Annotated in this window: 20 protein-coding genes; 17 read left to right on the forward strand and 3 right to left on the reverse strand. The window is 71.9% G+C overall.

The window, feature by feature from the left end; genetic code table 11:
• Nucleotides 1–27: 27 nt before the first annotated feature.
• On the reverse strand, nucleotides 28–2,226 hold the full coding sequence (locus OG899_RS22280; RefSeq protein WP_406311124.1) for an elongation factor G-like protein EF-G2: 2,199 nt from the start codon (nucleotides 2,224–2,226) through the stop codon (nucleotides 28–30).
• 227 nt (nucleotides 2,227–2,453) lie between these two features.
• On the opposite strand from OG899_RS22280, the gene pgsA reads away from it, so the two are divergent.
• From pgsA to OG899_RS22355, 15 genes are all read left to right on the forward strand, one after another.
• Nucleotides 2,454–3,185 (forward strand): phosphatidylinositol phosphate synthase, encoded by a 732-nt coding sequence (pgsA, locus tag OG899_RS22285; protein WP_125496147.1) that lies wholly within the window; start codon nucleotides 2,454–2,456, stop codon nucleotides 3,183–3,185.
• Complete coding sequence (locus tag OG899_RS22290) at nucleotides 3,182–4,147, forward strand: phosphatidylinositol mannoside acyltransferase (RefSeq protein WP_125496127.1); 966 nt, start codon at nucleotides 3,182–3,184, stop codon at nucleotides 4,145–4,147. Before pgsA ends, OG899_RS22290 begins: the two co-directional genes overlap by 4 nt.
• A complete protein-coding gene (locus OG899_RS22295) occupies nucleotides 4,144–5,307 on the forward strand; it encodes a glycosyltransferase family 4 protein (RefSeq protein WP_125496126.1) in 1,164 nt (387 codons plus the stop codon). The genes OG899_RS22290 and OG899_RS22295 overlap by 4 nt, the downstream gene beginning before the upstream one ends.
• A gap of 92 nt (nucleotides 5,308–5,399) precedes the next feature.
• Nucleotides 5,400–5,939: a hypothetical protein gene (locus OG899_RS22300; protein WP_125496125.1), complete on the forward strand. Its 540-nt coding sequence runs from the start codon at nucleotides 5,400–5,402 to the stop codon at nucleotides 5,937–5,939.
• A 197-nt stretch (nucleotides 5,940–6,136) separates the two neighbouring features.
• Entirely contained in the window at nucleotides 6,137–7,051 is a 915-nt protein-coding gene (gene pdxS / locus OG899_RS22305; RefSeq protein ID WP_125496124.1) for a pyridoxal 5'-phosphate synthase lyase subunit PdxS, read from the forward strand.
• Nucleotides 7,052–7,059: 8 nt separating this feature from the next.
• The gene (gene pdxT, locus OG899_RS22310; protein ID WP_125496123.1) at nucleotides 7,060–7,671 is read left to right on the forward strand and encodes a pyridoxal 5'-phosphate synthase glutaminase subunit PdxT; all 612 of its coding nucleotides are present in this window, start codon (nucleotides 7,060–7,062) and stop codon (nucleotides 7,669–7,671) included.
• A 49-nt stretch (nucleotides 7,672–7,720) separates the two neighbouring features.
• Nucleotides 7,721–8,473: a YebC/PmpR family DNA-binding transcriptional regulator gene (locus OG899_RS22315; protein WP_125496122.1), complete on the forward strand. Its 753-nt coding sequence runs from the start codon at nucleotides 7,721–7,723 to the stop codon at nucleotides 8,471–8,473.
• 116 nt (nucleotides 8,474–8,589) lie between these two features.
• On the forward strand, nucleotides 8,590–9,138 hold the full coding sequence (ruvC, locus tag OG899_RS22320) for a crossover junction endodeoxyribonuclease RuvC (protein ID WP_125496146.1): 549 nt from the start codon (nucleotides 8,590–8,592) through the stop codon (nucleotides 9,136–9,138).
• Nucleotides 9,135–9,740 (forward strand): Holliday junction branch migration protein RuvA, encoded by a 606-nt coding sequence (gene ruvA, locus OG899_RS22325; protein ID WP_168130727.1) that lies wholly within the window; start codon nucleotides 9,135–9,137, stop codon nucleotides 9,738–9,740. Before ruvC ends, ruvA begins: the two co-directional genes overlap by 4 nt.
• A gap of 28 nt (nucleotides 9,741–9,768) precedes the next feature.
• Nucleotides 9,769–10,839 carry a Holliday junction branch migration DNA helicase RuvB gene (gene ruvB / locus OG899_RS22330; RefSeq protein WP_125496120.1) on the forward strand — a complete coding sequence of 357 codons (1,071 nt, stop codon included), beginning with the start codon at nucleotides 9,769–9,771 and terminating at the stop codon, nucleotides 10,837–10,839.
• A gap of 164 nt (nucleotides 10,840–11,003) precedes the next feature.
• A complete protein-coding gene (gene yajC / locus OG899_RS22335) occupies nucleotides 11,004–11,489 on the forward strand; it encodes a preprotein translocase subunit YajC (RefSeq protein WP_268245742.1) in 486 nt (161 codons plus the stop codon).
• Between the two features lie 135 nt (nucleotides 11,490–11,624).
• Complete coding sequence (secD, locus tag OG899_RS22340) at nucleotides 11,625–13,439, forward strand: protein translocase subunit SecD (RefSeq protein WP_125496119.1); 1,815 nt, start codon at nucleotides 11,625–11,627, stop codon at nucleotides 13,437–13,439.
• 1 nt (nucleotide 13,440) lies between these two features.
• On the forward strand, nucleotides 13,441–14,556 hold the full coding sequence (gene secF / locus OG899_RS22345) for a protein translocase subunit SecF (RefSeq protein ID WP_125496118.1): 1,116 nt from the start codon (nucleotides 13,441–13,443) through the stop codon (nucleotides 14,554–14,556).
• 5 nt (nucleotides 14,557–14,561) lie between these two features.
• Nucleotides 14,562–15,101 (forward strand): adenine phosphoribosyltransferase, encoded by a 540-nt coding sequence (locus tag OG899_RS22350; RefSeq protein ID WP_125496144.1) that lies wholly within the window; start codon nucleotides 14,562–14,564, stop codon nucleotides 15,099–15,101.
• A 209-nt stretch (nucleotides 15,102–15,310) separates the two neighbouring features.
• Nucleotides 15,311–17,815, forward strand: a complete 2,505-nt coding sequence (locus OG899_RS22355; RefSeq protein ID WP_125496117.1) for a bifunctional (p)ppGpp synthetase/guanosine-3',5'-bis(diphosphate) 3'-pyrophosphohydrolase — start codon at nucleotides 15,311–15,313, stop codon at nucleotides 17,813–17,815.
• 152 nt (nucleotides 17,816–17,967) lie between these two features.
• Here OG899_RS22355 and OG899_RS22360 read toward each other — a convergent pair whose 3' ends face one another.
• Both OG899_RS22360 and OG899_RS22365 read right to left on the reverse strand, forming a co-directional pair.
• Nucleotides 17,968–19,197, reverse strand: a complete 1,230-nt coding sequence (locus tag OG899_RS22360) for a DUF349 domain-containing protein (protein WP_125496116.1) — start codon at nucleotides 19,195–19,197, stop codon at nucleotides 17,968–17,970.
• Between the two features lie 138 nt (nucleotides 19,198–19,335).
• The gene (locus tag OG899_RS22365; RefSeq protein WP_125496115.1) at nucleotides 19,336–20,160 is read right to left on the reverse strand and encodes a peptidylprolyl isomerase; all 825 of its coding nucleotides are present in this window, start codon (nucleotides 20,158–20,160) and stop codon (nucleotides 19,336–19,338) included.
• Between the two features lie 169 nt (nucleotides 20,161–20,329).
• Between OG899_RS22365 and OG899_RS22370 the strand changes: the two genes are divergently transcribed.
• Together OG899_RS22370 and hisS are read left to right on the forward strand one after the other, a co-directional pair.
• The gene (locus OG899_RS22370) at nucleotides 20,330–21,037 is read left to right on the forward strand and encodes an MBL fold metallo-hydrolase (RefSeq protein WP_125496114.1); all 708 of its coding nucleotides are present in this window, start codon (nucleotides 20,330–20,332) and stop codon (nucleotides 21,035–21,037) included.
• A gap of 11 nt (nucleotides 21,038–21,048) precedes the next feature.
• Complete coding sequence (gene hisS, locus OG899_RS22375; RefSeq protein ID WP_125496113.1) at nucleotides 21,049–22,311, forward strand: histidine--tRNA ligase; 1,263 nt, start codon at nucleotides 21,049–21,051, stop codon at nucleotides 22,309–22,311.
• Nucleotides 22,312–22,444 lie beyond the last annotated feature (133 nt).

The following is a 22,444-nucleotide window of genomic DNA, read 5'->3' on the forward strand; positions in this document are numbered from 1 at the left end:
GTGGGCACGGGTACGCCCGCAGGGCCGCTAGGACGCCGCGCGCTCCTGTGCGAGCACCCGGTCGGCCACGTGCGGCGGCATCGGCTCGTGCCGGACGTAGCGACGGTCGAAGCGGGCCGTGCCGTGCGACAGCGACCGCAGGTCCACCGCGTACCGGCTGATCTCCATCTCCGGCACCTCGGCCCGCACCAGGGTCCGCCCGCTGCCGATCTGCTCGGTGCCCAGCACCCGGCCGCGCCGCGAGGACAGATCGCTCATCACGGCGCCCACGTAGTCGTCGCCGACCAGGACGCTCACCTCGGCCACCGGCTCCAGCAGATGGATCGTCGCGTCCTGGGCGGCCTCCCGCAGCGCCAGTGCGCCCGCCGTCTGGAAGGCGGCGTCGGAGGAGTCGACCGAGTGCGCCTTGCCGTCCACCAGGGTCACCCGCACGTCCACCAGCGGGTACCCGGCGGCGACGCCCTTGGCCGCCTGCGCCCGTACGCCCTTCTCCACCGACGGGACGAACTGCCGGGGCACGGCGCCGCCGACGACCTTGTCGACGAACTCGATGCCCGAGCCGCCGGGCAGCGGCTCCACCTCGATCTCGCAGATGGCGTACTGCCCGTGCCCGCCGGACTGCTTGACGTGCCGGCCGCGTCCGGCGGCCTTCGTCGCGAACGTCTCCCGCAGCGCCACCCGGTACGGCACCACGTCCACCTGGACGTCGTAGCGGGTGCGCAGCCTCTCCAGGGCGACGTCGGCGTGCGCCTCGCCCAGGCACCACAGCACCACCTGGTGGGTGTCCTGGTTCTGTTCCAGGCGCATCGTCGGATCCTCCGCCGCCAGCCGGGCCAGTCCCTGGGACAGCTTGTCCTCGTCGGCCTTGCTGTGCGCCTGCACGGCCAGCGGCAGCAGCGGGTCCGGCATCTCCCACGGCGCCATCAGCAGCGGCTCGTCCTTCGCGGAGAGCGTGTCGCCGGTCTCGGCGCGGCTCAGCTTGGCGACGGACACCAGATCGCCCGCGACGGCCTGGGGCACCGGGCACTGCTGCTTGCCGAACGGCATCGACAGCGCGCCGATGCGTTCGTCGACGTCGTGGTCCTCGTGGCCCCGGTCGGTCAGGCCGTGCCCGGAGACGTGCACCGTCTCGTCCGGGCGCAGGGTGCCGGAGAAGACCCGCACCAGGGAGATGCGGCCGACGTACGGGTCGGAGGCGGTCTTGACGACCTCGGCGACCAGCGGCCCGTCCGGGTCGCAGGGCTTCAGCTCGCGCGGCGCACCGTCGACCGTGGTCACCGCGGGCGCCTCGCGCTCCAGCGGCGTCGGGAAACCGCGGGCGATCAGCTCCAGCACCTGCACGGTGCCCAGGCCCTGGGCGGCGCCCTCGGCGGCCGGGGCGGCCGGAAGCACGGGGAAGAACGCCGCGCGGGCCACCGCCCGCTCCAGGTCCTTGATCAGCGTCTCCACGTCGACCTGCTCACCGCCGAGATAGCGGTCCATGAGGGTCTCGTCCTCGCTCTCCGAGATGATTCCCTCGATCAGGCGATTGCGCGCCTCGTCCATGCGCGGCAGCTGCTCCGCGTCCGGCTCCGCCTGGGCGCACCGGCCGGACGTGTAGTCGAACACCGTCCGTGTCAGCAGCCCGACCAGGCCGGTCACCGGCGCGTGCCCGTCGGGGCCCGCGGGGCCGCGCAGCGGCAGGTACAGCGGCAGCACCGCGTCGGGGTCCTCGGCGCCGAACGCCTCGGCGCACACCCGGGTCATCTCCTCGAAGTCGGCCCGCGCCGCCTCCAGATGGGTGACGACGATGGCCCGCGGCATGCCGACGGCCGCGCACTCCTCCCACACCATCCGCGTCGAGCCGTCCACACCGTCCGCGGCGGAGACGACGAACAGGGCGGCGTCCGCCGCGCGCAGCCCGGCCCGCAGCTCCCCGACGAAGTCGACGTAGCCGGGCGTGTCCAGAAGGTTGATCTTGATGCCGTCCCAGCTCACCGGCACCACGGACAGCTGCACCGACCGCTGCTGCCGGTGCTCGATCTCGTCGTAGTCCGAGACGCAGCCGCCGTCCTCGACGCGGCCGGCCCGCTTCAGCGCCCCCGCCGTCAGCGCGAGAGCCTCCACCAGGGTGGTCTTGCCCGCTCCGGAGGGGCCGACCAGCACCACGTTCCGTAGGGACGCGGGGTGGTCGGCCGTCACTGCCCTGCCGGCGGCTCCGGGGTGGGTGTGCGCCTTGTCGCCCATGATCCTGCCTCCCGTTGACGGTGAGGTCACTGTGGGCGCGGACACGCGGCACCGCGTGCACTGGCGGCCCCTGCGACGCCCGCGGTTCTTCGAGCTTTCCACTCCCCACGGGCCGCGTCCATACGAACGGCCCGGGCCCTCCGGGCCGCCCGCGCGGCCCGTGCCCGCCGGCACCACGGCCGCCGGGTACGGGGGACGGGAACATCCCGCGCGCCCGCGTGGCTACGATGGGCCAGCCGGCGGCCAGCAGGGGCCGCCCGGCGACCGTGACCCTCGGGAAGGCCATGCTGAACAAGTACGCGCGTGCATTCTTCACGCGTGTCCTCACACCGTTCGCCGCGTATCTCATCCGCCGGGGCGTGAGCCCCGACACGGTGACGCTCATCGGCACCGCCGGTGTCGTCGCGGGTGCGCTGGTCTTCTATCCCCGGGGCGAGTTCTTCTGGGGCACGGTCGTGATCACGCTGTTCGTGTTCTCCGATCTCGTCGACGGCAACATGGCCCGCCAGCTGGGCCGCTCCAGCCGCTGGGGCGCCTTCCTGGACTCCACCCTGGACCGGGTGGCCGACGGAGCCGTCTTCGGCGGCTTCGCCCTGTGGTACGCCGGGCGCGGCGACGACACCCTGCTGTGCGCGGTGGCCATCTTCTGCCTGGCCAGCGGCCAGGTGGTGTCCTACACCAAGGCGCGCGGCGAGTCGATCGGGCTGCCCGTCGCCGTCAACGGCCTCGTCGAGCGCGCCGAGCGCCTGGTGATCTCCCTGGTCGCGGCCGGTTTCGCGGGGCTGCACAAGTTCGGGGTGCCCGGCATCCAGTACCTGCTGCCCGTCGCGCTGTGGATCGTCGCCGCCGGCAGCCTCGTCACGCTGATCCAGCGGGTCGTCACCGTGCGCAGGGAGTCCGCCGAGGCCGAGGCGGCCGCCGCCGGGCAGAAGGAGCAGGGGAGCGGAGCGGCCACGTGAGCCTGCCCGAGCGCCTCAGCGACGGCCTGTACGGCCTGGGCTGGAGCACCGTGAAGAAGCTCCCCGAGCCGGTCGCCGCACACCTCGGACGGACCATCGCCGACCTCGCCTGGAAGCAGCGCGGGGCCGGTGTGCGACGGCTGGAGCGCAACCTGGCCCGTGTGGTGCCGGACGCGACGCCCGAGCGGCTCGCCGAGCTGTCGCGCGCCGGCATGCGGTCCTATCTGCGGTACTGGATGGAGTCCTTCCGGCTGCCCGCCTGGAGCGCCGAACGGATCCGCACCGGCTTCGCCCCCGAGGACGTGCACCGCCTCACCGACGGCCTGGCCGCGGGCAAGGGCGTCGTTCTCGCCCTGCCGCACCTGGCCAACTGGGACCTGGCCGGAGCCTGGGTCACCACCGCGCTGAACACGCCGTTCACCACCGTCGCCGAACGCCTCGAGCCCGAGACCCTCTACGACCGCTTCGTCGCCTACCGCGAGGGCCTGGGCATGGAGGTGCTCCCGCACAGCGGCGGCAGCGCCTTCGGCACGCTGGCCCGGCGGCTGCGCGACGGCGGCCTGGTCTGCCTGGTCGCCGACCGCGACCTGTCCTCCTCGGGCGTCGAGGTGTCCTTCTTCGGCGAGCCCGCCCGCATGCCGGCCGGCCCCGCCCTGCTCGCCCAGCACACCGGCGCCCTGCTGCTCCCCGTCACCCTCTGGTACGACGACTCGCCCGTCATGAAGGGCCGCGTGCATCCCCCCGTCGAGGTGCCCGAGTCAGGCACACGGGCCGAGAAGACGTCTGTCATGACACAGGCGCTGGCCGACGCCTTCGCCTCGGGAATCGCCGACCACCCGGAGGACTGGCACATGCTGCAGCGGCTCTGGCTCGCCGACCTGGACGAGCGGCCCGGCGGCAGGCGATCCGCCCACACACGCCCTGCCGACGGCAGGCGACCCGCCGACCGGGAGCAGCCGTGAGGATCGGCATCGTCTGCCCCTACTCCTGGGACGTGCCCGGCGGCGTCCAGTTCCACATCCGCGACCTGGCCGAGTACTTCATCCGCCAGGGCCACGAGGTGTCCGTGCTGGCGCCCGCCGACGACGACACCCCGCTGCCGCCGTACGTCGTCCCGGCCGGCCGCGCGGTGCCGGTGCCCTACAACGGCTCGGTGGCCCGCCTGAACTTCGGTTTCCTGTCCGCGGCCAGGGTCAGGCGCTGGCTGCACGAGGGACGCTTCGACGTCATCCACATCCACGAGCCGACCTCGCCGTCCCTGGGCCTGCTGGCCTGCTGGGCGGCACAGGGCCCGATCGTCGCCACCTTCCACACCTCCAACCCCCGCTCCCGGGCGATGATCGCCGCCTACGCGATCCTGCAGGCGGCCCTGGAGAAGATCAGCGCCCGGATCGCGGTCAGCGAGTACGCCCGGCGCACCCTGGTCGAACACCTCGGCGGCGACGCCGTGGTCATCCCCAACGGGGTCGACGTGGACTTCTTCGCCCGCGCCGAGCCCCGCCCCGAGTGGCAGGGGCAGACGATCGGCTTCATCGGCCGCATCGACGAGCCGCGCAAGGGCCTGCCGGTGCTGATGCGCGCGCTGCCGAAGATCGTCGCGGCCCGCCCGGACACCCGGCTGCTGGTCGCCGGCCGGGGCGACGAGAAGGAGGCGGTGGCCACGCTGCCGGCCGGGCTGCGCGCGCACGTGGAGTTCCTCGGCATGATCAGCGACGAGGACAAGGCGCGCCTGCTGCGCAGCGTCGACCTGTACGTCGCCCCCAACACCGGCGGCGAGAGCTTCGGCATCATCCTGGTGGAGGCGATGTCCGCCGGCGCCCCGGTCCTCGCCTCCGACCTCGACGCCTTCGCCCAGGTGCTGGACCAGGGCAAGGCGGGGGAGCTGTTCGCCACCGAGGACGCCGACGCGCTCGCCGACGCCGCCGTGCGCCTGCTCGGCGACCCGGAGCGCCGGGCCGAGCTGCGCGAGCGCGGCCGGGAACACGTGCGCCGCTTCGACTGGTCCACGGTGGGCGCGGACATATTGTCCGTCTACGAGACGGTCACCGCGGGTGCGGCGGCGGTGGCCGCGGACGACCGCACGACCGGCCTGCGCGCCCGGCTGGGGCTGGTCCGGGACTGAGCCCCCCGGGGGCGCGCCCCCGTGCGTGAGCGGCGGACGGCGCCGTGCGCGACGGGCAGGGCCCGGACGGCACCCCGGTAGCCTTGCAGCCCGTGACCGCAACGCTGATCTGGATCTTCGTCGCCCTGGTCGTCGTCGGCCTGTACCTGAGCTGGACCGCGGGGCGGCTGGACCGGCTGCACGCGCGGATCGACGCCGCCCGGGCCGCGCTCGACGCGCAGCTGCTGCGCCGCGCCTCGGTGGCCCAGGAGCTGGCCACCTCCGGGGTGCTGGACCCGGCGGCCTCCATCGTGCTCTACGAGGCCGCGCACGCCGCCCGGCAGGCCGACGAGGACCAGCGCGAGGTCGCCGAGAGCGAGCTGAGCCAGGCGCTGCGGGCGGTGTTCTCCGATCCGGGGCAGGTGGAGGAGGTCCGCGCGGCGCCCGGCGGCGCGGAGGCCGCCCGTGAACTGTCCGAGGCCGTACGCCGGGTGCCGATGGCCCGCCGCTTCCACAACGACGCGGTGGGCGCGGCCCGCCGGCTGCGCGAGCACCGCAAGGTCCGCTGGTTCCGGCTGGCCGGGCACGCCCCGTTCCCGATGGCGTTCGAGATGGACGACGAACCGCCCCGGGCCCTGGTGGACCGGGCCTGACCCGCCCGCCGGACACCCCGACACCCCGCTCCGGGCGCCGCCGGACCGCAGGACGGACAGGTGCGTCACGGCCGCCCGAACCGGACCCGGCGTGCCGAAAAGGATCCACCGGCTCACTATTGGCCCTTGCCGTGGACTGGTCGTTTCACGTTTTCTCGGTGCGCAACACATCCGCACTTCACCGAGTGAGGTCACCCGTGTCCACCACGACCCCCGAGTCCTCCCCGACCCCCGTAACCGGCACCGCCCGGGTCAAGCGCGGCATGGCCGAGCAGCTCAAGGGCGGCGTCATCATGGACGTCGTCACCCCGGAGCAGGCGAAGATCGCCGAGGACGCGGGTGCCGTCGCCGTCATGGCCCTGGAGCGGGTCCCGGCCGACATCCGCAAGGACGGCGGCGTGGCCCGCATGTCCGACCCGGACATGATCGAGGGCATCATCGACGCGGTGTCCATCCCGGTGATGGCCAAGTCCCGCATCGGTCACTTCGTCGAGGCCCAGGTGCTGCAGTCCCTCGGCGTCGACTACATCGACGAGTCCGAAGTGCTCACCCCGGCCGACGAGGTCAACCACACCGACAAGTGGGCCTTCACCACCCCCTTCGTGTGCGGCGCCACCAACCTCGGCGAGGCCCTGCGCCGCATCGCCGAGGGCGCCGCGATGATCCGCTCCAAGGGCGAGGCCGGCACCGGCAACGTCGTCGAGGCCGTGCGCCACCTGCGCCAGATCAAGAACGACATCGCCCGCCTGCGCGGCCTGGACAGCCACGAGCTGTACGCCGCCGCCAAGGAGCTGCGCGCCCCGTACGAGCTGGTCAAGGAGGTCGCCGAGCTGGGCAAGCTCCCGGTGGTGCTGTTCTCCGCCGGCGGCGTGGCCACCCCGGCCGACGCCGCGCTGATGCGCCAGCTCGGCGCCGAGGGCGTCTTCGTCGGCTCCGGCATCTTCAAGTCCGGCGACCCGGCCAAGCGCGCCGCCGCCATCGTCAAGGCCACCACCTTCTACGACGACCCGAAGATCATCGCGGACGCCTCCCGCAACCTGGGCGAGGCCATGGTCGGCATCAACGTCGACGTCCTGCCCGCCTCCGAGCGCTACGCCTCCCGCGGCTGGTGAGCACACCCATGAGCGAGGCAACCCCTGTCATCGGCGTCCTGGCCCTCCAGGGCGACGTACGGGAGCACCTCGTCGCCCTGGCCGCGGCCGATGCCGTGGCCAGGCCGGTGCGGCGCCCCGAGGAACTCGCCGGCATCGACGGCCTGGTCGTCCCCGGCGGCGAGTCCACCACCATCTCCAAGCTGGCCGTCCTCTTCGGGGTGATGGAACCCCTGCGTGCGCGGGTGCGCGCCGGCATGCCCGTCTACGGCACCTGCGCCGGCATGATCATGCTGGCCGACAAGATCCTCGACCCGCGTTCGGGCCAGGAGACCATCGGCGGCATCGACATGATCGTGCGGCGCAACGCCTTCGGGCGGCAGAACGAGTCCTTCGAGGCCGCGGTCGACGTCAAGGGCATCGCGGGCGGACCGGTGGAGGGCGTCTTCATCCGCGCCCCCTGGGTCGAGTCCGTGGGCGCCGGGGCCGAGGTGCTCGCCGAGCACGACGGCCACATCGTCGCCGTCCGCCAGGGCAACGCACTGGCCACCTCGTTCCACCCGGAACTGACCGGTGACCACCGCGTGCACTCCCTGTTCGCGGACATGGTGCGCGGCAGGAGGGCACCGGAGTCCTTGTAGGATCTCTGGAAGTTCGTACGCAGACGGGTTACGCGAAGGAGACAGGCAGATGTCCGGCCACTCTAAATGGGCCACGACGAAGCACAAGAAGGCCGTCATCGATGCCAAGCGCGGCAAGCTCTTCGCGAAGCTGATCAAGAACATCGAGGTCGCCTCGCGTCTGGGCGGTCCGGATCTTGACGGCAACCCGACGCTGTACGACGCCGTGCAGAAGGCCAAGAAGCAGTCGGTCCCGAACAAGAACATCGAGTCGGCGATCAAGCGTGGCGCGGGCCTGGAGGCCGGCGGTGCCGACTACGAGACGATCATGTACGAGGGCTACGGGCCGAACGGTGTCGCGGTGCTCATCGAGTGCCTCACCGACAACCGCAACCGCGCCGCCTCCGAGGTGCGCGTGGCCATGACCCGCAACGGCGGCTCCATGGCCGACCCGGGCTCGGTGTCGTACCTGTTCAACCGCAAGGGCGTGGTGATCGTCCCCAAGGGCGAGCTGACCGAGGACGACGTCCTCGCCGCCGTCCTGGACGCGGGCGCCGAGGAGGTCAACGACCTCGGCGAGACCTTCGAGGTCATCAGCGAGCCGGGCGACCTGGTCGCGGTCCGCACCGCGCTGCAGGACGCCGGCATCGACTACGAGTCCGCCGAGGCCAACTTCGTCCCCTCCGTCCAGGTCGAGCTGGACGAGGAGGGCGCCCGCAAGATCTTCAAGCTGATCGACGCCCTCGAGGACAGCGACGACGTGCAGAACGTCTTCGCCAACTTCGACGTCAGCGACGAGATCATGGAGAAGGTCGGCGCCTGACGCCCACGACGCGCAGCACGGGCCGGCGGGACACGCCCCGCCGGCCCGTCGCCGTGTCAGTGGCACCCGATAGCCTGCACAAACAGGTGATCGAGGTGAGCCAGAAGGGGGGCGCGGTGCGGGTACTGGGTGTGGATCCCGGCCTGACCCGGTGCGGGATCGGCGTCGTCGAAGGGGTGGCCGGCCGGCCGCTGACCATGCTCGGCGTCGGGGTGGTGCGCACCCCCGTCGACGCCGACCTCAGCCACCGCCTGCTGGCCGTCGAGGCGGGCATCGAGCAGTGGCTGGACGAGCACCGGCCCGAGTGCGTCGCCGTCGAGCGCGTCTTCAGCCAGCACAACGTGCGCACCGTCATGGGCACCGCCCAGGCCAGCGCCGTGGCCATGCTCTGCGCAGCCCGGCGCGGCCTCCCGGTCGCCCTGCACACCCCCAGCGAGGTCAAGGCCGCCGTCACCGGCAGCGGGCGCGCCGACAAGGCACAGGTCGGCGCCATGGTCACCCGTCTGCTGCGGCTCAGCGCGCCGCCCAAGCCCGCCGACGCCGCCGACGCCCTCGCCCTGGCCGTCTGCCACATCTGGCGCGCCCCCGCACAGAACCGGCTCCAGCAGGCCGCCGCCCGCCTGCGGGCCGGCGCCCCCACCCCACCGAAAGGCCGTACGGCATGATCGCCTTCGTCAGCGGCACGGTCGCCGCGCTCGCCCCCGACACCGCGGTGATCGAGGTCGGCGGCGTCGGCATGGCCGTCCAGTGCACCCCCGGCACGCTCTCCACGCTGCGCGTCGGACAGCCCGCCCGGCTGCACACCTCCCTCGTCGTCCGCGAGGACTCCCTGACCCTGTACGGCTTCGCCGACGAGGACGAACGCCAGGTGTTCGAACTGCTGCAGACCGCCAGCGGCGTCGGACCGCGCCTGGCCCAGGCCATGCTCGCCGTGCACACCCCCGACGCCCTGCGCCGGGCCGTGGCGAGCGGTGACGAGAAGGCCCTGACCGCCGTGCCCGGCATCGGCAAGAAAGGCGCGCAGAAGCTCCTGCTGGAGCTGAAGGACCGCCTGGGCGAGCCCGTCGGAGCACCCGCCGCGCCCGCCCCGGCCGCCGCCGGCTGGCGCGACCAGCTGCACGCCGCCCTCGTCGGCCTCGGCTACGCCGCCCGGGAGGCCGACGAGGCCGTCGCCGCGGTGGCCCCGCAGGCCGAGGCCGCCTCCGGCACCCCGCAGATCGGACAGCTGCTCAAGGCGGCCCTGCAGACCCTGAACCGAGCCCGCTGACCCCACGACGACGATCGAGGCACACCCCATGAACCCGGACGACCCCAGCGGCACCGCCGCCCCCGAGCGGCTGGTCGGCGCCGCGGCCGACCGCGAGGACCAGGCCGTGGAGGCCGCCCTGCGCCCCAAGGACCTCGGCGAGTTCATCGGCCAGGAGAAGGTCCGCGAGCAGCTCGACCTGGTCCTGCGCGCCGCCCGGGCGCGCGGCACCACCGCCGACCATGTGCTGCTCTCCGGCGCACCCGGCCTCGGCAAGACCACCCTGTCGATGATCATCGCGGCGGAGATGGGCGCCCCCATCCGCATCACCTCCGGCCCCGCCATCCAGCACGCCGGCGACCTCGCCGCGATCCTGTCCTCCCTGCAGGAGGGCGAGGTGCTCTTCCTCGACGAGATCCACCGCATGTCGCGGCCCGCCGAGGAGATGCTCTACATGGCGATGGAGGACTTCCGCGTCGACGTCGTCGTCGGCAAGGGCCCCGGCGCCACCGCGATCCCCCTGGAGCTGCCGCCGTTCACTCTGGTGGGTGCGACCACTCGGGCGGGTCTGCTGCCGCCGCCGCTGCGCGACCGCTTCGGCTTCACCGCGCACATGGAGTTCTACGAGCCGCACGAGCTGGAGCGCGTCGTGCACCGCTCGGCGCGGCTGCTGGACGTGGACATCGACCCGGAGGGCGCCGCGGAGATCGCCGGCCGCTCCCGGGGCACCCCCCGCATCGCCAACCGCCTGCTGCGCCGCGTCCGCGACTACGCCCAGGTCAAGGCCGACGGGGTGATCACCCGGGAGGTCGCGGCCGCCGCGCTCGCCGTCTACGAGGTCGACAGCCGCGGCCTGGACCGCCTCGACCGCGCCGTGCTGGAGGCCTTGCTGAAACTGTTCGGCGGAGGACCCGTGGGCCTGTCCACGCTCGCGGTCGCGGTGGGTGAGGAGCGCGAGACAGTGGAAGAGGTCGCCGAGCCGTTCCTCGTGCGCGAGGGGCTGCTCGCCCGCACACCACGCGGGCGTGTCGCCACGCCGGCGGCCTGGGCGCACCTCGGCCTCACGCCCCCGCACCCACCGGCTGCGGGAAACGGACAACAGGACCTGTTCGGGACGTGAGTGCGTCAGCAGTGGCCCGGTGAGGAACCCGAGTGCCATGCTGAGCGTTGTTCCCTGCGCGCGGACTCGCCTAGACTCCGCCGATGCCGCCTGCGAAGGCGGTGCGACCACCCCACCCACACCAGGCCGCTCACCGTCGCGGTCGTGCGAAGGAAAATCGTCCCGTGAATAGCCTCGTGACCCTCCTCCCGTTCATTGTGCTCATCGGGGCCATGTTCCTGATGACCCGGTCGGCCAAGCGCAAGCAGCAGGAGGCCGCCCGCATGCGTGACCAGATGCAGCCGGGCAGCGGTATCCGCACCATCGGTGGCATGTACGCGACGGTCAAGGAGGTCAACGACGACACGGTCCTCCTCGACGCCGGCCCCGGTGTGGAGCTGCTGTTCGCCAAGAACGCCATCGCGACCGTCCTGCCCGACGACGAGTACAACCGCATCGTCCACGGCATCGAGCACGACCTGAAGTCCGACGGCGACCTCGTGCCCGACGACGCCTCCTCCCTCACCGGGACCGACGAGCCCGCCGCCGGCGACGACAAGCCCGTGGATCTCGGCAAGAAGGACGCGGCCGACGAGCCGGCCGACGCCACCGCCGAGGCGAAGGCGGACGCAGAGCCGAAGAAGACCGACGGCGACACCGAGGCGAAGTAGTCCCCCTCCAGGGCGCGCGGCACCGGGCCGCGCGCCCTGGGACGTGTGCGCTTCGCACGCGGGATCGCTACACCATGCCATGGCCGCTCCCGGGCCCACCCTGGCGCCCAGCGGCCCGAGAGGGAGTACGAGAAGGTGGCAGCACCTAAAAAGGGCCGGAGCGCGGGCGCCCAGAGCAAGCCATGGCGCTCGCTGGTCCTGATCCTGATCGCCATCGTGGCGCTCACCGGAGCCATGTTCGCCTCCGGCCACACCGCTCCGCGTCTCGGTATCGACCTGGCGGGCGGTACGAGCATCACCCTGCGGGCGGTTCCCGAGCGCGGCCAGGAGTCCGCGATCAACAAGGCCAACATGGACACGGCCGTCAGCATCATGGAGCGCCGGGTCAACGGCCTGGGCGTCTCCGAGGCCGAGGTCCAGACCCAGGGCAACGACAACATCATCGTCAACATCCCCAAGGGCACCAACTCCCAGCAGGCACGGGAGCAGGTCGGCACGACCGCGAAGCTGTACTTCCGTCCGGTCCTCGCCACCGACCTCTCCGGCGCCGCCGCCACCCCGTCGCCGAGCAGCTCCGCGAGCGCCGACCCCTCGTCCAGCCCCTCCGACGAGGCGGGCGACGACAACGGCACCAGCGGCGGTGAGAAGGCCTCCTCCACCGACTCCGCGACCCCCTCGGCGACCGGGTCCCCGCAGGGCCGCGCCGTCACCGACGGCCTGAAGGCCGACGCCACCCCCTCCGCGGGCAGCACGGCGTCCGGCTCCCCGGAGGCCTCCACCGGCCCGAGCACCGACGCCACCGCCGACAGCGGCTCCGACGGCGACATCCCGGCCGCGCTCCAGGCCCAGTACGCCACGCTCGACTGCACCAAGCAGGACGTGCGCGCCACCGCCGGCAAGGGCGTCAAGCCCTCCGAGCCCACCGTGGCCTGCGGTGAGAACTCCCAGGGCCAGTGGCAGAAGTACATCCTCGGCCCGGCCGCCGTGGACGGCACCGATGTGAAGAAGGCCCAGGCCGTCTTCAACACCCAGACCGCCGCGGGCTGGACCGTCACCATGGAGTTCACCTCCAAGGGCGCCAAGAAGTTCGCCGACATCACCGGCAAGCTCGCGCAGAACCCGTCGCCGCAGAACCAGTTCGCCATCGTCCTGGACGGCAACGTCGTCTCCGACCCGTACGTCAGCCAGGCGCTGACCGGCGGCAACGCGGAGATCACCGGCCGCTTCAGCCAGGAGGAGGCGCAGAGCCTGGCCAACATGCTCTCCTACGGCGCGCTGCCGCTGACCTTCCGGGAGGACAGCGTCACCACGGTGACCGCCGCGCTCGGCAGCGACCAGCTGCGCGCCGGCCTGATCGCGGGCGCCATCGGCCTGGCCCTGGTCGTCGTCTACCTGCTGGTCTTCTACAGGGGCCTGTCGATCATCGCGATCCCCTCGCTGCTGGTCTCCGCGATCCTGACCTACACGATCATGTCGCTGCTCGGCCCGGCCATCGGCTTCGCGCTGAATCTGCCGGCCGTGTGCGGTGCGATCGTCGCCATCGGCATCACCGCGGACTCGTTCATCGTGTTCTTCGAGCGCATCCGGGACGAGATCCGCGAGGGCCGCAGCCTGCGGCCGGCGGTGGAGCGTGGCTGGCCGCGCGCCCGCCGCACCATCCTGGTCTCCGACTTCGTGTCCTTCCTGGCCGCGGCGGTGCTCTTCGTCGTCACCGTCGGCAAGGTGCAGGGCTTCGCCTTCACCCTGGGCCTGACCACCCTGCTCGACGTGGTCGTCGTCTTCCTGTTCACCAAGCCGCTGATGACGATCCTGGCCCGCAGGAAGTTCTTCGCCCAGGGGCACAAGTGGTCCGGCCTGGACCCGAAGTCGCTCGGCGCCAAGCCGCCGCTGCGCCGCACCCGCCGTCCGTCCTCTCCGGCCGCCGGCCCCGTCGAGACGAAGGAGGCGTGAGATGTCCAAACTCGGCACTCTCAGCGCCCGACTGCACCGTGGCGAGGTCGGCTACGACTTCGTCAAGAACCGCAAGATCTGGTACGGCATCTCCGTCCTGATCACCATCACGGCCATCGTCGGCCTCGTGGTGCGCGGCCTGAACATGGGCATCGAGTTCCAGGGCGGTGCGGTCTTCACCACGCCGAAGCACATGACCACCTCGGTCAGCCAGGCGGAGACCTACGCCGAGGACGCCTCCGGCCACGACGCGATCGTGCAGAAGCTCGGCGACGGCAGCCTGCGCATCCAGATCGCCGGCATCGACACCGCCAAGTCCGACGAGATCAAGGAAGCCCTCTCCAAGGACCTGAAGGTCGACCCCGAGAAGATCAACGCCGACCTGGTCGGCCCCAGCTGGGGCGAGCAGATCGCCAACAAGGCCTGGGAGGGCCTGGCGATCTTCATGATCCTGGTCGTGATCTACCTGGCGATCGCCTTCGAATGGCGCATGGCGCTGGCCGCGCTGGTCGCCCTGATCCACGACATCACCATCACGACCGGCATCTACGCCCTGGTCGGCTTCGAGGTCACCCCGGGCACCGTGATCGGTCTGCTGACGATCCTCGGTTACTCGCTCTACGACACGGTCGTCGTCTTCGACAGCCTCAAGGAGCAGACGAAGGGCATCACCAAGCAGAACCGCTGGACCTACAGCGACGTCGCCAACCAGTCGATCAACGGCACGCTGATGCGCTCGATCAACACCACCGTGGTCGCGCTGCTGCCGGTGGCGGGTCTGCTGTTCATCGGCGGCGGTCTGCTCGGCGCCGGCATGCTCAACGACATCTCGCTGTCGCTGTTCGTCGGCCTCGCGGCGGGTGCGTACTCCTCGATCTTCATCGCCACCCCGCTGGTCGCCGACCTCAAGGAGCGCGAGCCGCAGATGAAGGCCCTGCGCAAGCGGGTGCTGGCCAAGCGCGCGCAGGCCGAGCAGGGCACGCCCGAGGACCCCGCCCCCGGCCGGGCGGCGGGCCAGGACGAGCCCGAGGACGCCGCTCCCGCCGTGGTGGGACCGCGCGACCAGTCCGCCTCCCGCGGCCGGGGCCGCGGCCGCACCTCCGGAAGGCGCCGGTGACCACCGTGACCGCCATCAAGGAACTGCTGCTCAGCCACATCCGGGACGTCGAGGACTACCCGGAGCAGGGCGTGGTGTTCAAGGACATCACCCCGCTGCTCGCGGACCCGGCGGCCTTCACCGCCCTGACCGACGCGCTCGCGGAGATCGCCCAGCGCACCGATGCCACCCGGATCGTCGGCCTGGAGGCCCGGGGCTTCATCCTCGGCGCCCCGGTCGCCGTCCGCGCCGGCCTCGGCTTCGTGCCCGTCCGCAAGGCGGGCAAGCTCCCCGGGGCCACCCTGCGCCAGGCCTACGACCTGGAGTACGGCTCGGCGGAGATCGAGGTGCACGCCGAGGACCTCACCGCCGACGACCGCGTCCTGGTGGTCGACGACGTCCTGGCCACCGGCGGCACCGCCGAGGCCGCGCTGCAGCTCGTCCGCCGCGCGGGCGCCCGCGTCGCCGGCGTCGCGGTGCTGATGGAGCTGGGCTTCCTCGGCGGCCGCGCCCGCCTGGCCCCGGCCCTGGACGGCGCCCCGCTGGAGGCCCTGCTGCAGATCTGAGCGGCCGCCGCCCGTCCCGGGCGGCTCCGTGGCACCCGGAGGACGGGCCCGGAGGAATCCGGAGCCCGTCCTTCGCGTTGTGTTCCATGTCCTGTGTTCCCTGTCGAACACGCTCTCGTCGGTCTGGAGGCGATCCCGGAGCCCCGGATCGTTACCATGGGGTATCCGGAGCCTGACCGGGGGAGCCGGATCGCGCACGAGGAGCCCTCTTGCCAGACGAGGCCCAGCCACTGACCGCCGCCAAGCCCGAGGCCGCGGCGGCGAAGCCCGCGCCGCAGGCGTCCCAGGCCACGAACGACGCCCGCGGGACGGTCGAGCGCGCCCAGTCCGCGCCCGTGGAGAAGTCCGCCGAAGCCGCGCGCCCCAAGCCGGCGCCGCCCGTGCGCGCCGCCTCCGGTCAGCCCGCCCGCTCCGGCTCCTCCAACCGTGTCCGCGCCCGGCTCGCCCGGCTCGGCGTCCAGCGCGCCAACCCTTACAACCCGGTGCTGGAGCCGCTGCTGCGGATAGTGCGCAGCAACGACCCGAAGATCGAGACGGCCACGCTCCGCCAGATCGAACGGGCCTACCAGGTCGCCGAGCGCTGGCACCGCGGTCAGAAGCGCAAGAGCGGCGACCCGTACATCACCCACCCGCTCGCGGTGACCACGATCCTCGCCGAACTCGGCATGGACCCGGCCACCCTCATGGCCGGTCTGCTGCACGACACCGTCGAGGACACCGAGTACGGCCTGGACCAGCTGCGCCGCGACTTCGGCGACACCGTCGCCCTGCTCGTCGACGGCGTCACCAAGCTGGACAAGGTCAAGTTCGGCGAGGCCGCCCAGGCCGAGACCGTGCGCAAGATGGTCGTGGCCATGGCCAAGGACCCCCGCGTCCTGGTCATCAAGCTCGCCGACCGCCTGCACAACATGCGCACCATGCGCTACCTCAAGCGCGAGAAGCAGGAGAAGAAGGCGCGCGAGACCCTGGAGATCTACGCGCCGCTCGCCCACCGCCTGGGCATGAACACCATCAAGTGGGAGCTGGAGGACCTCGCCTTCGCGATCCTCTACCCCAAGATGTACGACGAGATCGTCCGCCTGGTCGCCGAACGCGCCCCCAAGCGCGACGAGTACCTGGCCGTCGTCATCGACGAGGTGCAGCGGGACCTGCGCGCCGCCCGCATCAAGGCGACCGTCACCGGCCGCCCCAAGCACTACTACAGCGTCTACCAGAAGATGATCGTCCGCGGCCGTGACTTCGCGGAGATCTACGACCTGGTGGGCATCCGCGTCCTGGTCGACACCGTGCGCGACTGCTACGCCGCCCTCGGCACCGTGCACGCGCGGTGGAACCCGGTCCCCGGCCGGTTCAAGGACTACATCGCGATGCCCAAGTTCAACATGTACCAGTCGTTGCACACGACGGTCATCGGCCCCAACGGCAAGCCGGTCGAGCTGCAGATCCGCACCTTCGACATGCACCGCCGGGCCGAGTACGGCATCGCCGCGCACTGGAAGTACAAGCAGGAGGCCGTCGCCGGCGCCTCCAAGGTCCGCACCGACGCACCCCGCACGTCGGCGAAGGACAAGGACGCCATCAACGACATGGCGTGGCTGCGGCAGCTGCTGGACTGGCAGAAGGAGACCGAGGACCCCGGCGAGTTCCTGGAGTCGCTGCGCTTCGACCTGTCCCGCAACGAGGTCTTCGTCTTCACGCCCAAGGGCGACGTCATCGCGCTCCCGGCCGGCTCCACCCCCGTGGACTTCGCCTACGCCGTCCACACCGAGGTCGGTCACCGCACCATCGGCGCCCGCGTCAACGGCCGCCTGGTGCCGCTGGAGTCCACCCTGGACAACGGCGACCTGGTGGAGGTCTTCACCTCCAAGGCGACCGGTGCCGGACCGTCCCGCGACTGGCTCGGCTTCGTCAAGTCGCCGCGCGCCCGCAACAAGATCCGCGCCTGGTTCTCCAAGGAGCGCCGCGACGAGGCCATCGAGCAGGGCAAGGACGCCATCGTCCGCGCGATGCGCAAGCAGAACCTGCCGATCCAGCGGATCCTGACCGGCGACTCCCTGGTCACCCTGGCGCACGAGATGCGCTACGCCGACATCTCCGCGCTGTACGCCGCGATCGGCGAGGGCCATGTCTCGGCGCAGCACATCGTGCAGAAGCTCGTCCAAACCCTCGGCGGCGAGGAGGCCGCCACCGAGGAGATCGACGAGGCGGTGCCGCCCTCCCGCGGACGCGGCCGCAAACGCCGTGCCGGCGCCGACCCGGGCGTCATCGTCAAGGGCGTCGACGACGTGTGGGTCAAACTGGCCCGCTGCTGCACCCCCGTGCCGGGGGACCCGATCATCGGCTTCGTCACCCGGGGCAGCGGTGTCTCGGTGCACCGCAGCGACTGCGTCAACGTCGAGTCGCTGTCCCGGGAGCCCGAGCGGATCCTCGACGTCGAATGGGCGCCCACCCAGTCCTCGGTGTTCCTGGTCGCCATCCAGGTCGAGGCCCTGGACCGCTCCCGGCTGCTGTCGGACGTCACCCGCGTGCTGTCCGACCAGCACGTCAACATCCTCTCCGCGGCCGTCCAGACCTCCCGCGACCGCGTCGCCACCTCGCGCTTCACCTTCGAGATGGGCGACCCCAAACACCTGGGGCATGTGCTGCGCGCCGTCCGCAGCGTGGAGGGCGTCTACGACGTGTACCGCGTGACCTCGGCCCGCACCCGGTCCTGACCGGTCCCCACCCGCACAGCGGCCGCACTGCGGCCCCGGCAGCCGGCAACGGGCCTCGCACACCCCGCACATGCCGAGAGGGCCCCGTACGCACCGTACGGGGCCCTCTCGGCGTGGACCGCGAGACACGGAAGGCGCGTCGGACGCTCCGCTCAGCCGCCGAGCTCCTGCAGGCCCTTGAGCGCCTGGTCGAGCAGCGCCTGCCGGCCCTGCAGCTCCTGCTCCAGCTTCTCCGCCTTCGCGGTGTTGCCCTGCGCCCGCGCCTGCTCGATCTGGGCCTTGAGCTTGTCCACCGCGGCCTGCAGCTGACCGGTGAGCCCCTCGGCGCGCGCCCGCACCTCCGGGTTGGTCCGCCGCCACTCGGCCTCCTCGGCCTCCTGCAGCGCCCGCTCGACCGCGTGCATCCGGCCCTCCACCCGGGCACGGGCGTCCCGCGGCACATGACCGATGGTCTCCCAGCGCTCGTTGATCGCGCGGAAGGCGGCCCGGGCGGCCTTGAGATCCGTGATCGGCAGCAGCTTCTCGGCCTCCTCGGCCAGCTCCTCCTTCAGCTTCAGGTTCTCCGCCTGCTCCGCGTCCCGCTCGGCGAACACCGCGCCGCGCGCCGCGAAGAAGACGTCCTGGGCACCGCGGAAGCGGCTCCACAGCTCTTCCTCATACTCCCGCTGCGCCCGGCCCGCGGCCTTCCACTCGGCCATCAGCTCCCGGTAACGGGCCGCCGTGGGACCCCAGTCCGTGGAGTCCTTCAGCGCCTCCGCCTCCTCGACCAGCCGCTCCTTGATCCGGCGGGCCTGCTCGCGCTGCGCGTCGAGCTGCGCGAAGTGCGCCTTGCGCCGCTTGGAGAACGCCGAGCGCGCGTGCGAGAAGCGGTGCCACAGCTCGTCGTCGGACTTGCGGTCCAGACGCGGCAGGCCCTTCCAGGTCTCCACCAGCGCCCGCAGCCGCTCACCGGCCGCCCGCCACTGGTCGGATCGGGCCAGCTCCTCCGCCTCGGCGACCAGTTCCTCCTTGGCCTTGCGGGCCTCCTCCAGCTGCCGGGCCCGCTGCGCGCGCCGCTCCTCGCGGCGCTTCTCGACGGTCTCGACCAGCTTGTCCAGGCGGGCCCGCAGCGCGTCCAGGTCACCGACGGCGTGGTGCGCGTCCACCTGCTCGCGCAGATGACCGATGGCGGCCATCGCGTCCTTCGCCGACAGGTCGGTGGTCCGCACCCGCTTCTCGAGGAGGCCGATCTCGACCACCAGGCCCTCGTACTTGCGCTCGAAGTAGGCCAGTGCCTCCTCGGGGGAGCCGGCCTGCCAGGAGCCGACGACCTTCTCGCCGTCGGCCGTCCGCACGTACACGGTCCCCGTCTCGTCGACGCGGCCCCACGGGCTGCTGCTCACAGCGCCTCCTCCACATGATGCCCGCGAGGGGGCCTCGAAGCTCCCCCGGGCATCGTCCACAGTTTCGTCACGGCCAACATAGGCGACCGGCGGGTTGCCTGTCCGCATCCAGCGCGACCGAAATCGCGCAGGCGACGGTCAGGATTTCACGACCGTGGCCTTGTCGATCACGACGGTCGCGTTGGGCGCCCCGTCACCGGCACCCGTGTTCTCGCCCGCGTCGGCGATCTTCTTCAGCACCTTCATACCGGCCTCGGAGACCGTACCGAACGGCGTGTAGCTGGGCGGCAGCGGACTGTCCTGGTAGACGAGGAAGAACTGGCTGCCCCCGGTGTGCTTCTGCCCGGTGTTCGCCATCGCCACCGTGCCCGCCGGATACACGTTCCCCTTCAGGCTGGAGTCCTCCAGGTTCTCGTCGGGCAGCGTGTACCCGGGGCCGCCCGTGCCGGTGCCCGACGGGTCGCCGCACTGCAGCACGTAGATGCCGCTCGTGGTCAGCCGGTGGCACTTCGTGTGGTCGAAGTAGCCCTTGCCGGCCAGGAAGTCGAACGAGTTCACCGTGTGCGGCGCGGCCTTCGCCTTCAGCGCCACGTCGATCTCGCCGCACGTCGTCGCCAGCTTCAGCGTGTAGTCGGCGGAGGTGTCGATCGTCATCTCCGGCTCCTCCTTCCAGCTCAGCTGCTTCACCGAGCCGGGAGCCGGCTTGTCGCACGGGTCCGGCGCCTTGCTGGTCGCCGCCGCCTCCGGGGTGATCTCCGCGCTCGCGTTCGCCTTGTCGTCGTCGCCGTTCTTCAGCACGCCCGTCGTGTACAGCGCCAGACTGCCGATGACGACCACGCCGAGCACCGACGCGATCACGGAGTTGCGCACACGGGCCCTGCGCCGCGCGGCGGCGCGCCGCTGCTGCTGCCGCAAGAACTTCTCCCGGGCGAGCTGACGCCGCCGCTGCTCCTGGCTGACCACCGGGTTCTCTCCTCAAGCGTCTCGTGTGCCGACCGGTGACTCATGGGTCTGGTGAGCCCACCGACTGCGTTAGCCCCGTACCGTATATGGGTTCGCTGAGGAAGCGGCAGCGCCGGGTAGGCTCGGATCACGACCAACACGCCCTGATCGACACGAACGAAGGACGAACGTGCTCATTGCCGGGTTCCCTGCCGGTGCCTGGGGGACGAACTGCTACCTCGTCGCCCCTGCCGCCGGTGAGGAGTGCGTGATCATCGACCCGGGCCACCAGGCCGCCGACGGCGTCGAGGAAGCGCTGCGCAAGCATCGGCTCAAGCCCGTCGCCGTCGTCCTCACCCATGGCCACATCGACCACGTGGCCTCGGTCGTCCCCGTGTGCGGCGCGCACGACGTGCCGGCCTGGATCCACCCGGCGGACCGCTACATGATGAGCGACCCCGAGAAGGGGATCGGCCGCTCCATCGGCATGCCGCTGATGGGCGAGCTGGCCGTGGGGGAGCCGGACGACGTCAAGGAGCTGGCCGACGGCACCGTGCTGCAGCTGGCGGGGCTGGAGTTCGCCGTCGCGCACGCCCCTGGCCATACCAAGGGGTCGGTGACCTTCCGGATGCCCGAGACCGCCGACGTGCCGTCGGTGTTCTTCTCCGGGGATCTGCTGTTCGCCGGCTCCATCGGACGAACCGACCTGCCGGGCGGCTCCATGGAGGACATGCTCGACTCGCTGGCCCGTGTGTGCCTGCCGCTCGACGACTCCACCGTGGTGCTGTCCGGCCACGGCCCCCAGACGACCATCGGCCAGGAGCGCGCCACCAACCCCTATCTGCGGCAGGTGGCCGCCGGCCAGGGAGCCGAGCAGGCTCCCCGACGAGGAATGTGACGAGAGGCTTCGTGAGCACCTTCAAGGCCCCCAAGGGCACGTACGACCTGATCCCGCCGGACTCCGCCCAGTACCTCGCGGTCCGCGAGGCGATCGCCGCCCCGCTGCGCAACTCCGGCTACGGCTACATCGAGACGCCCGGCTTCGAGAACGTCGAGCTGTTCGCCCGCGGCGTCGGCGAGTCCACCGACATCGTCACCAAGGAGATGTACGCCTTCGAGACCAAGGGCGGCGACAAGCTCGCCCTGCGCCCCGAGGGCACCGCCTCCGTGCTGCGCGCCACCCTGGAGGCCAACCTCCACAAGGCGGGCAACCTGCCGGTCAAGCTGTGGTACTCCGGCAGCTACTACCGCTACGAGCGGCCGCAGAAGGGCCGTTACCGCCACTTCTCCCAGGTCGGCGCCGAGGCGATCGGCGCGGAGGACCCGGCGCTGGATGCCGAGCTGATCATCCTGGCCGACCAGGCCTACCGCTCGCTCGGGCTGAAGAACTTCCGCATCCTGCTCAACAGCCTGGGCGACCGTGAGTGCCGTCCGGTCTACCGGGCCGCGCTGCAGGACTTCCTGCGCGGCCTGGACCTGGACGAGGACACCCGCCGTCGGGTCGAGATCAACCCGCTGCGCGTCCTCGACGACAAGCGCGAGTCGGTGCAGAAGCAGCTCGCCGGCGCCCCGCTGCTGCGCGACTACCTGTGCGACGCCTGCAAGGCCTACCACGAGGAGGTCCGCGAGCTGATCGGCGCCGCCGGCGTCTCGTTCGAGGACGACCCGAAGCTGGTGCGCGGCCTGGACTACTACACCCGCACCACCTTCGAGTTCGTCCACGACGGCCTCGGCTCCCAGTCCGCGGTGGGCGGCGGCGGCCGCTACGACGGCCTGTCGGAGATGATCGGCGGCCCCGCGCTGCCGTCCGTCGGCTGGGCGCTCGGCGTGGACCGCACCGTCCTCGCCCTCAAGGCGGAGGGCGTCGAGCTGGAACTGCCCGCCGTCACCAGCGTGTTCGCGGTGCCGCTGGGCGAGGAGGCGCGCCGGGTGCTGTTCGCCACGATCACCGAGCTGCGCAAGGCGGGCGTCGCCGCCGACTTCTCCTACGGCCACAAGGGCCTGAAGGCCGCGATGAAGGCGGCCAACCGCTCGGGCGCCCGCTATGCGCTGGTGGCGGGCGAGCGGGACCTGGCCGAGGGCGTCGTCCAGCTCAAGGACATGGAGTCCGGCGAGCAGGTGGCCGTCGGCCTCGACCGGGTCGTGGCCGAACTGACGTCGCGGCTGGGCTGAGCACCGGCGGCACCAGCGGCACGACAGGGGGCCGGGCGGCACGGACGCCCGGCCCCCGCCCGCTTCGGCGATCACCCCATGAGCTGGTCCTGCGTCGGCCGAGTTGACGGCCCGCGGCCCGACGGGACGGGCA

This window comes from Streptomyces thermoviolaceus (genome assembly GCF_045209695.1).
GTDB classification, from domain to species: Bacteria; Actinomycetota; Actinomycetes; order Streptomycetales; family Streptomycetaceae; genus Streptomyces; species Streptomyces thermoviolaceus.

Bases quoted from the DNA above. Each gene is read 5' to 3' on its own strand.
- pdxT (WP_125496123.1), top strand. From the start codon at position 7,060: ATGAGCGAGGCAACCCCTGTCATCGGCGTCCTGGCCCTCCAGGGCGAC.
- ruvA (WP_168130727.1), top strand. From the start codon at position 9,135: ATGATCGCCTTCGTCAGCGGCACGGTCGCCGCGCTCGCCCCCGACACC.
- secF (WP_125496118.1), top strand. From the start codon at position 13,441: ATGTCCAAACTCGGCACTCTCAGCGCCCGACTGCACCGTGGCGAGGTC.
- OG899_RS22315 (WP_125496122.1), top strand. From the start codon at position 7,721: ATGTCCGGCCACTCTAAATGGGCCACGACGAAGCACAAGAAGGCCGTC.
- ruvB (WP_125496120.1), top strand. From the start codon at position 9,769: ATGAACCCGGACGACCCCAGCGGCACCGCCGCCCCCGAGCGGCTGGTC.
- pgsA (WP_125496147.1), top strand. From the start codon at position 2,454: ATGGGCCAGCCGGCGGCCAGCAGGGGCCGCCCGGCGACCGTGACCCTC.
- OG899_RS22280 (WP_406311124.1), bottom strand. From the start codon at position 2,226: ATGGGCGACAAGGCGCACACCCACCCCGGAGCCGCCGGCAGGGCAGTG.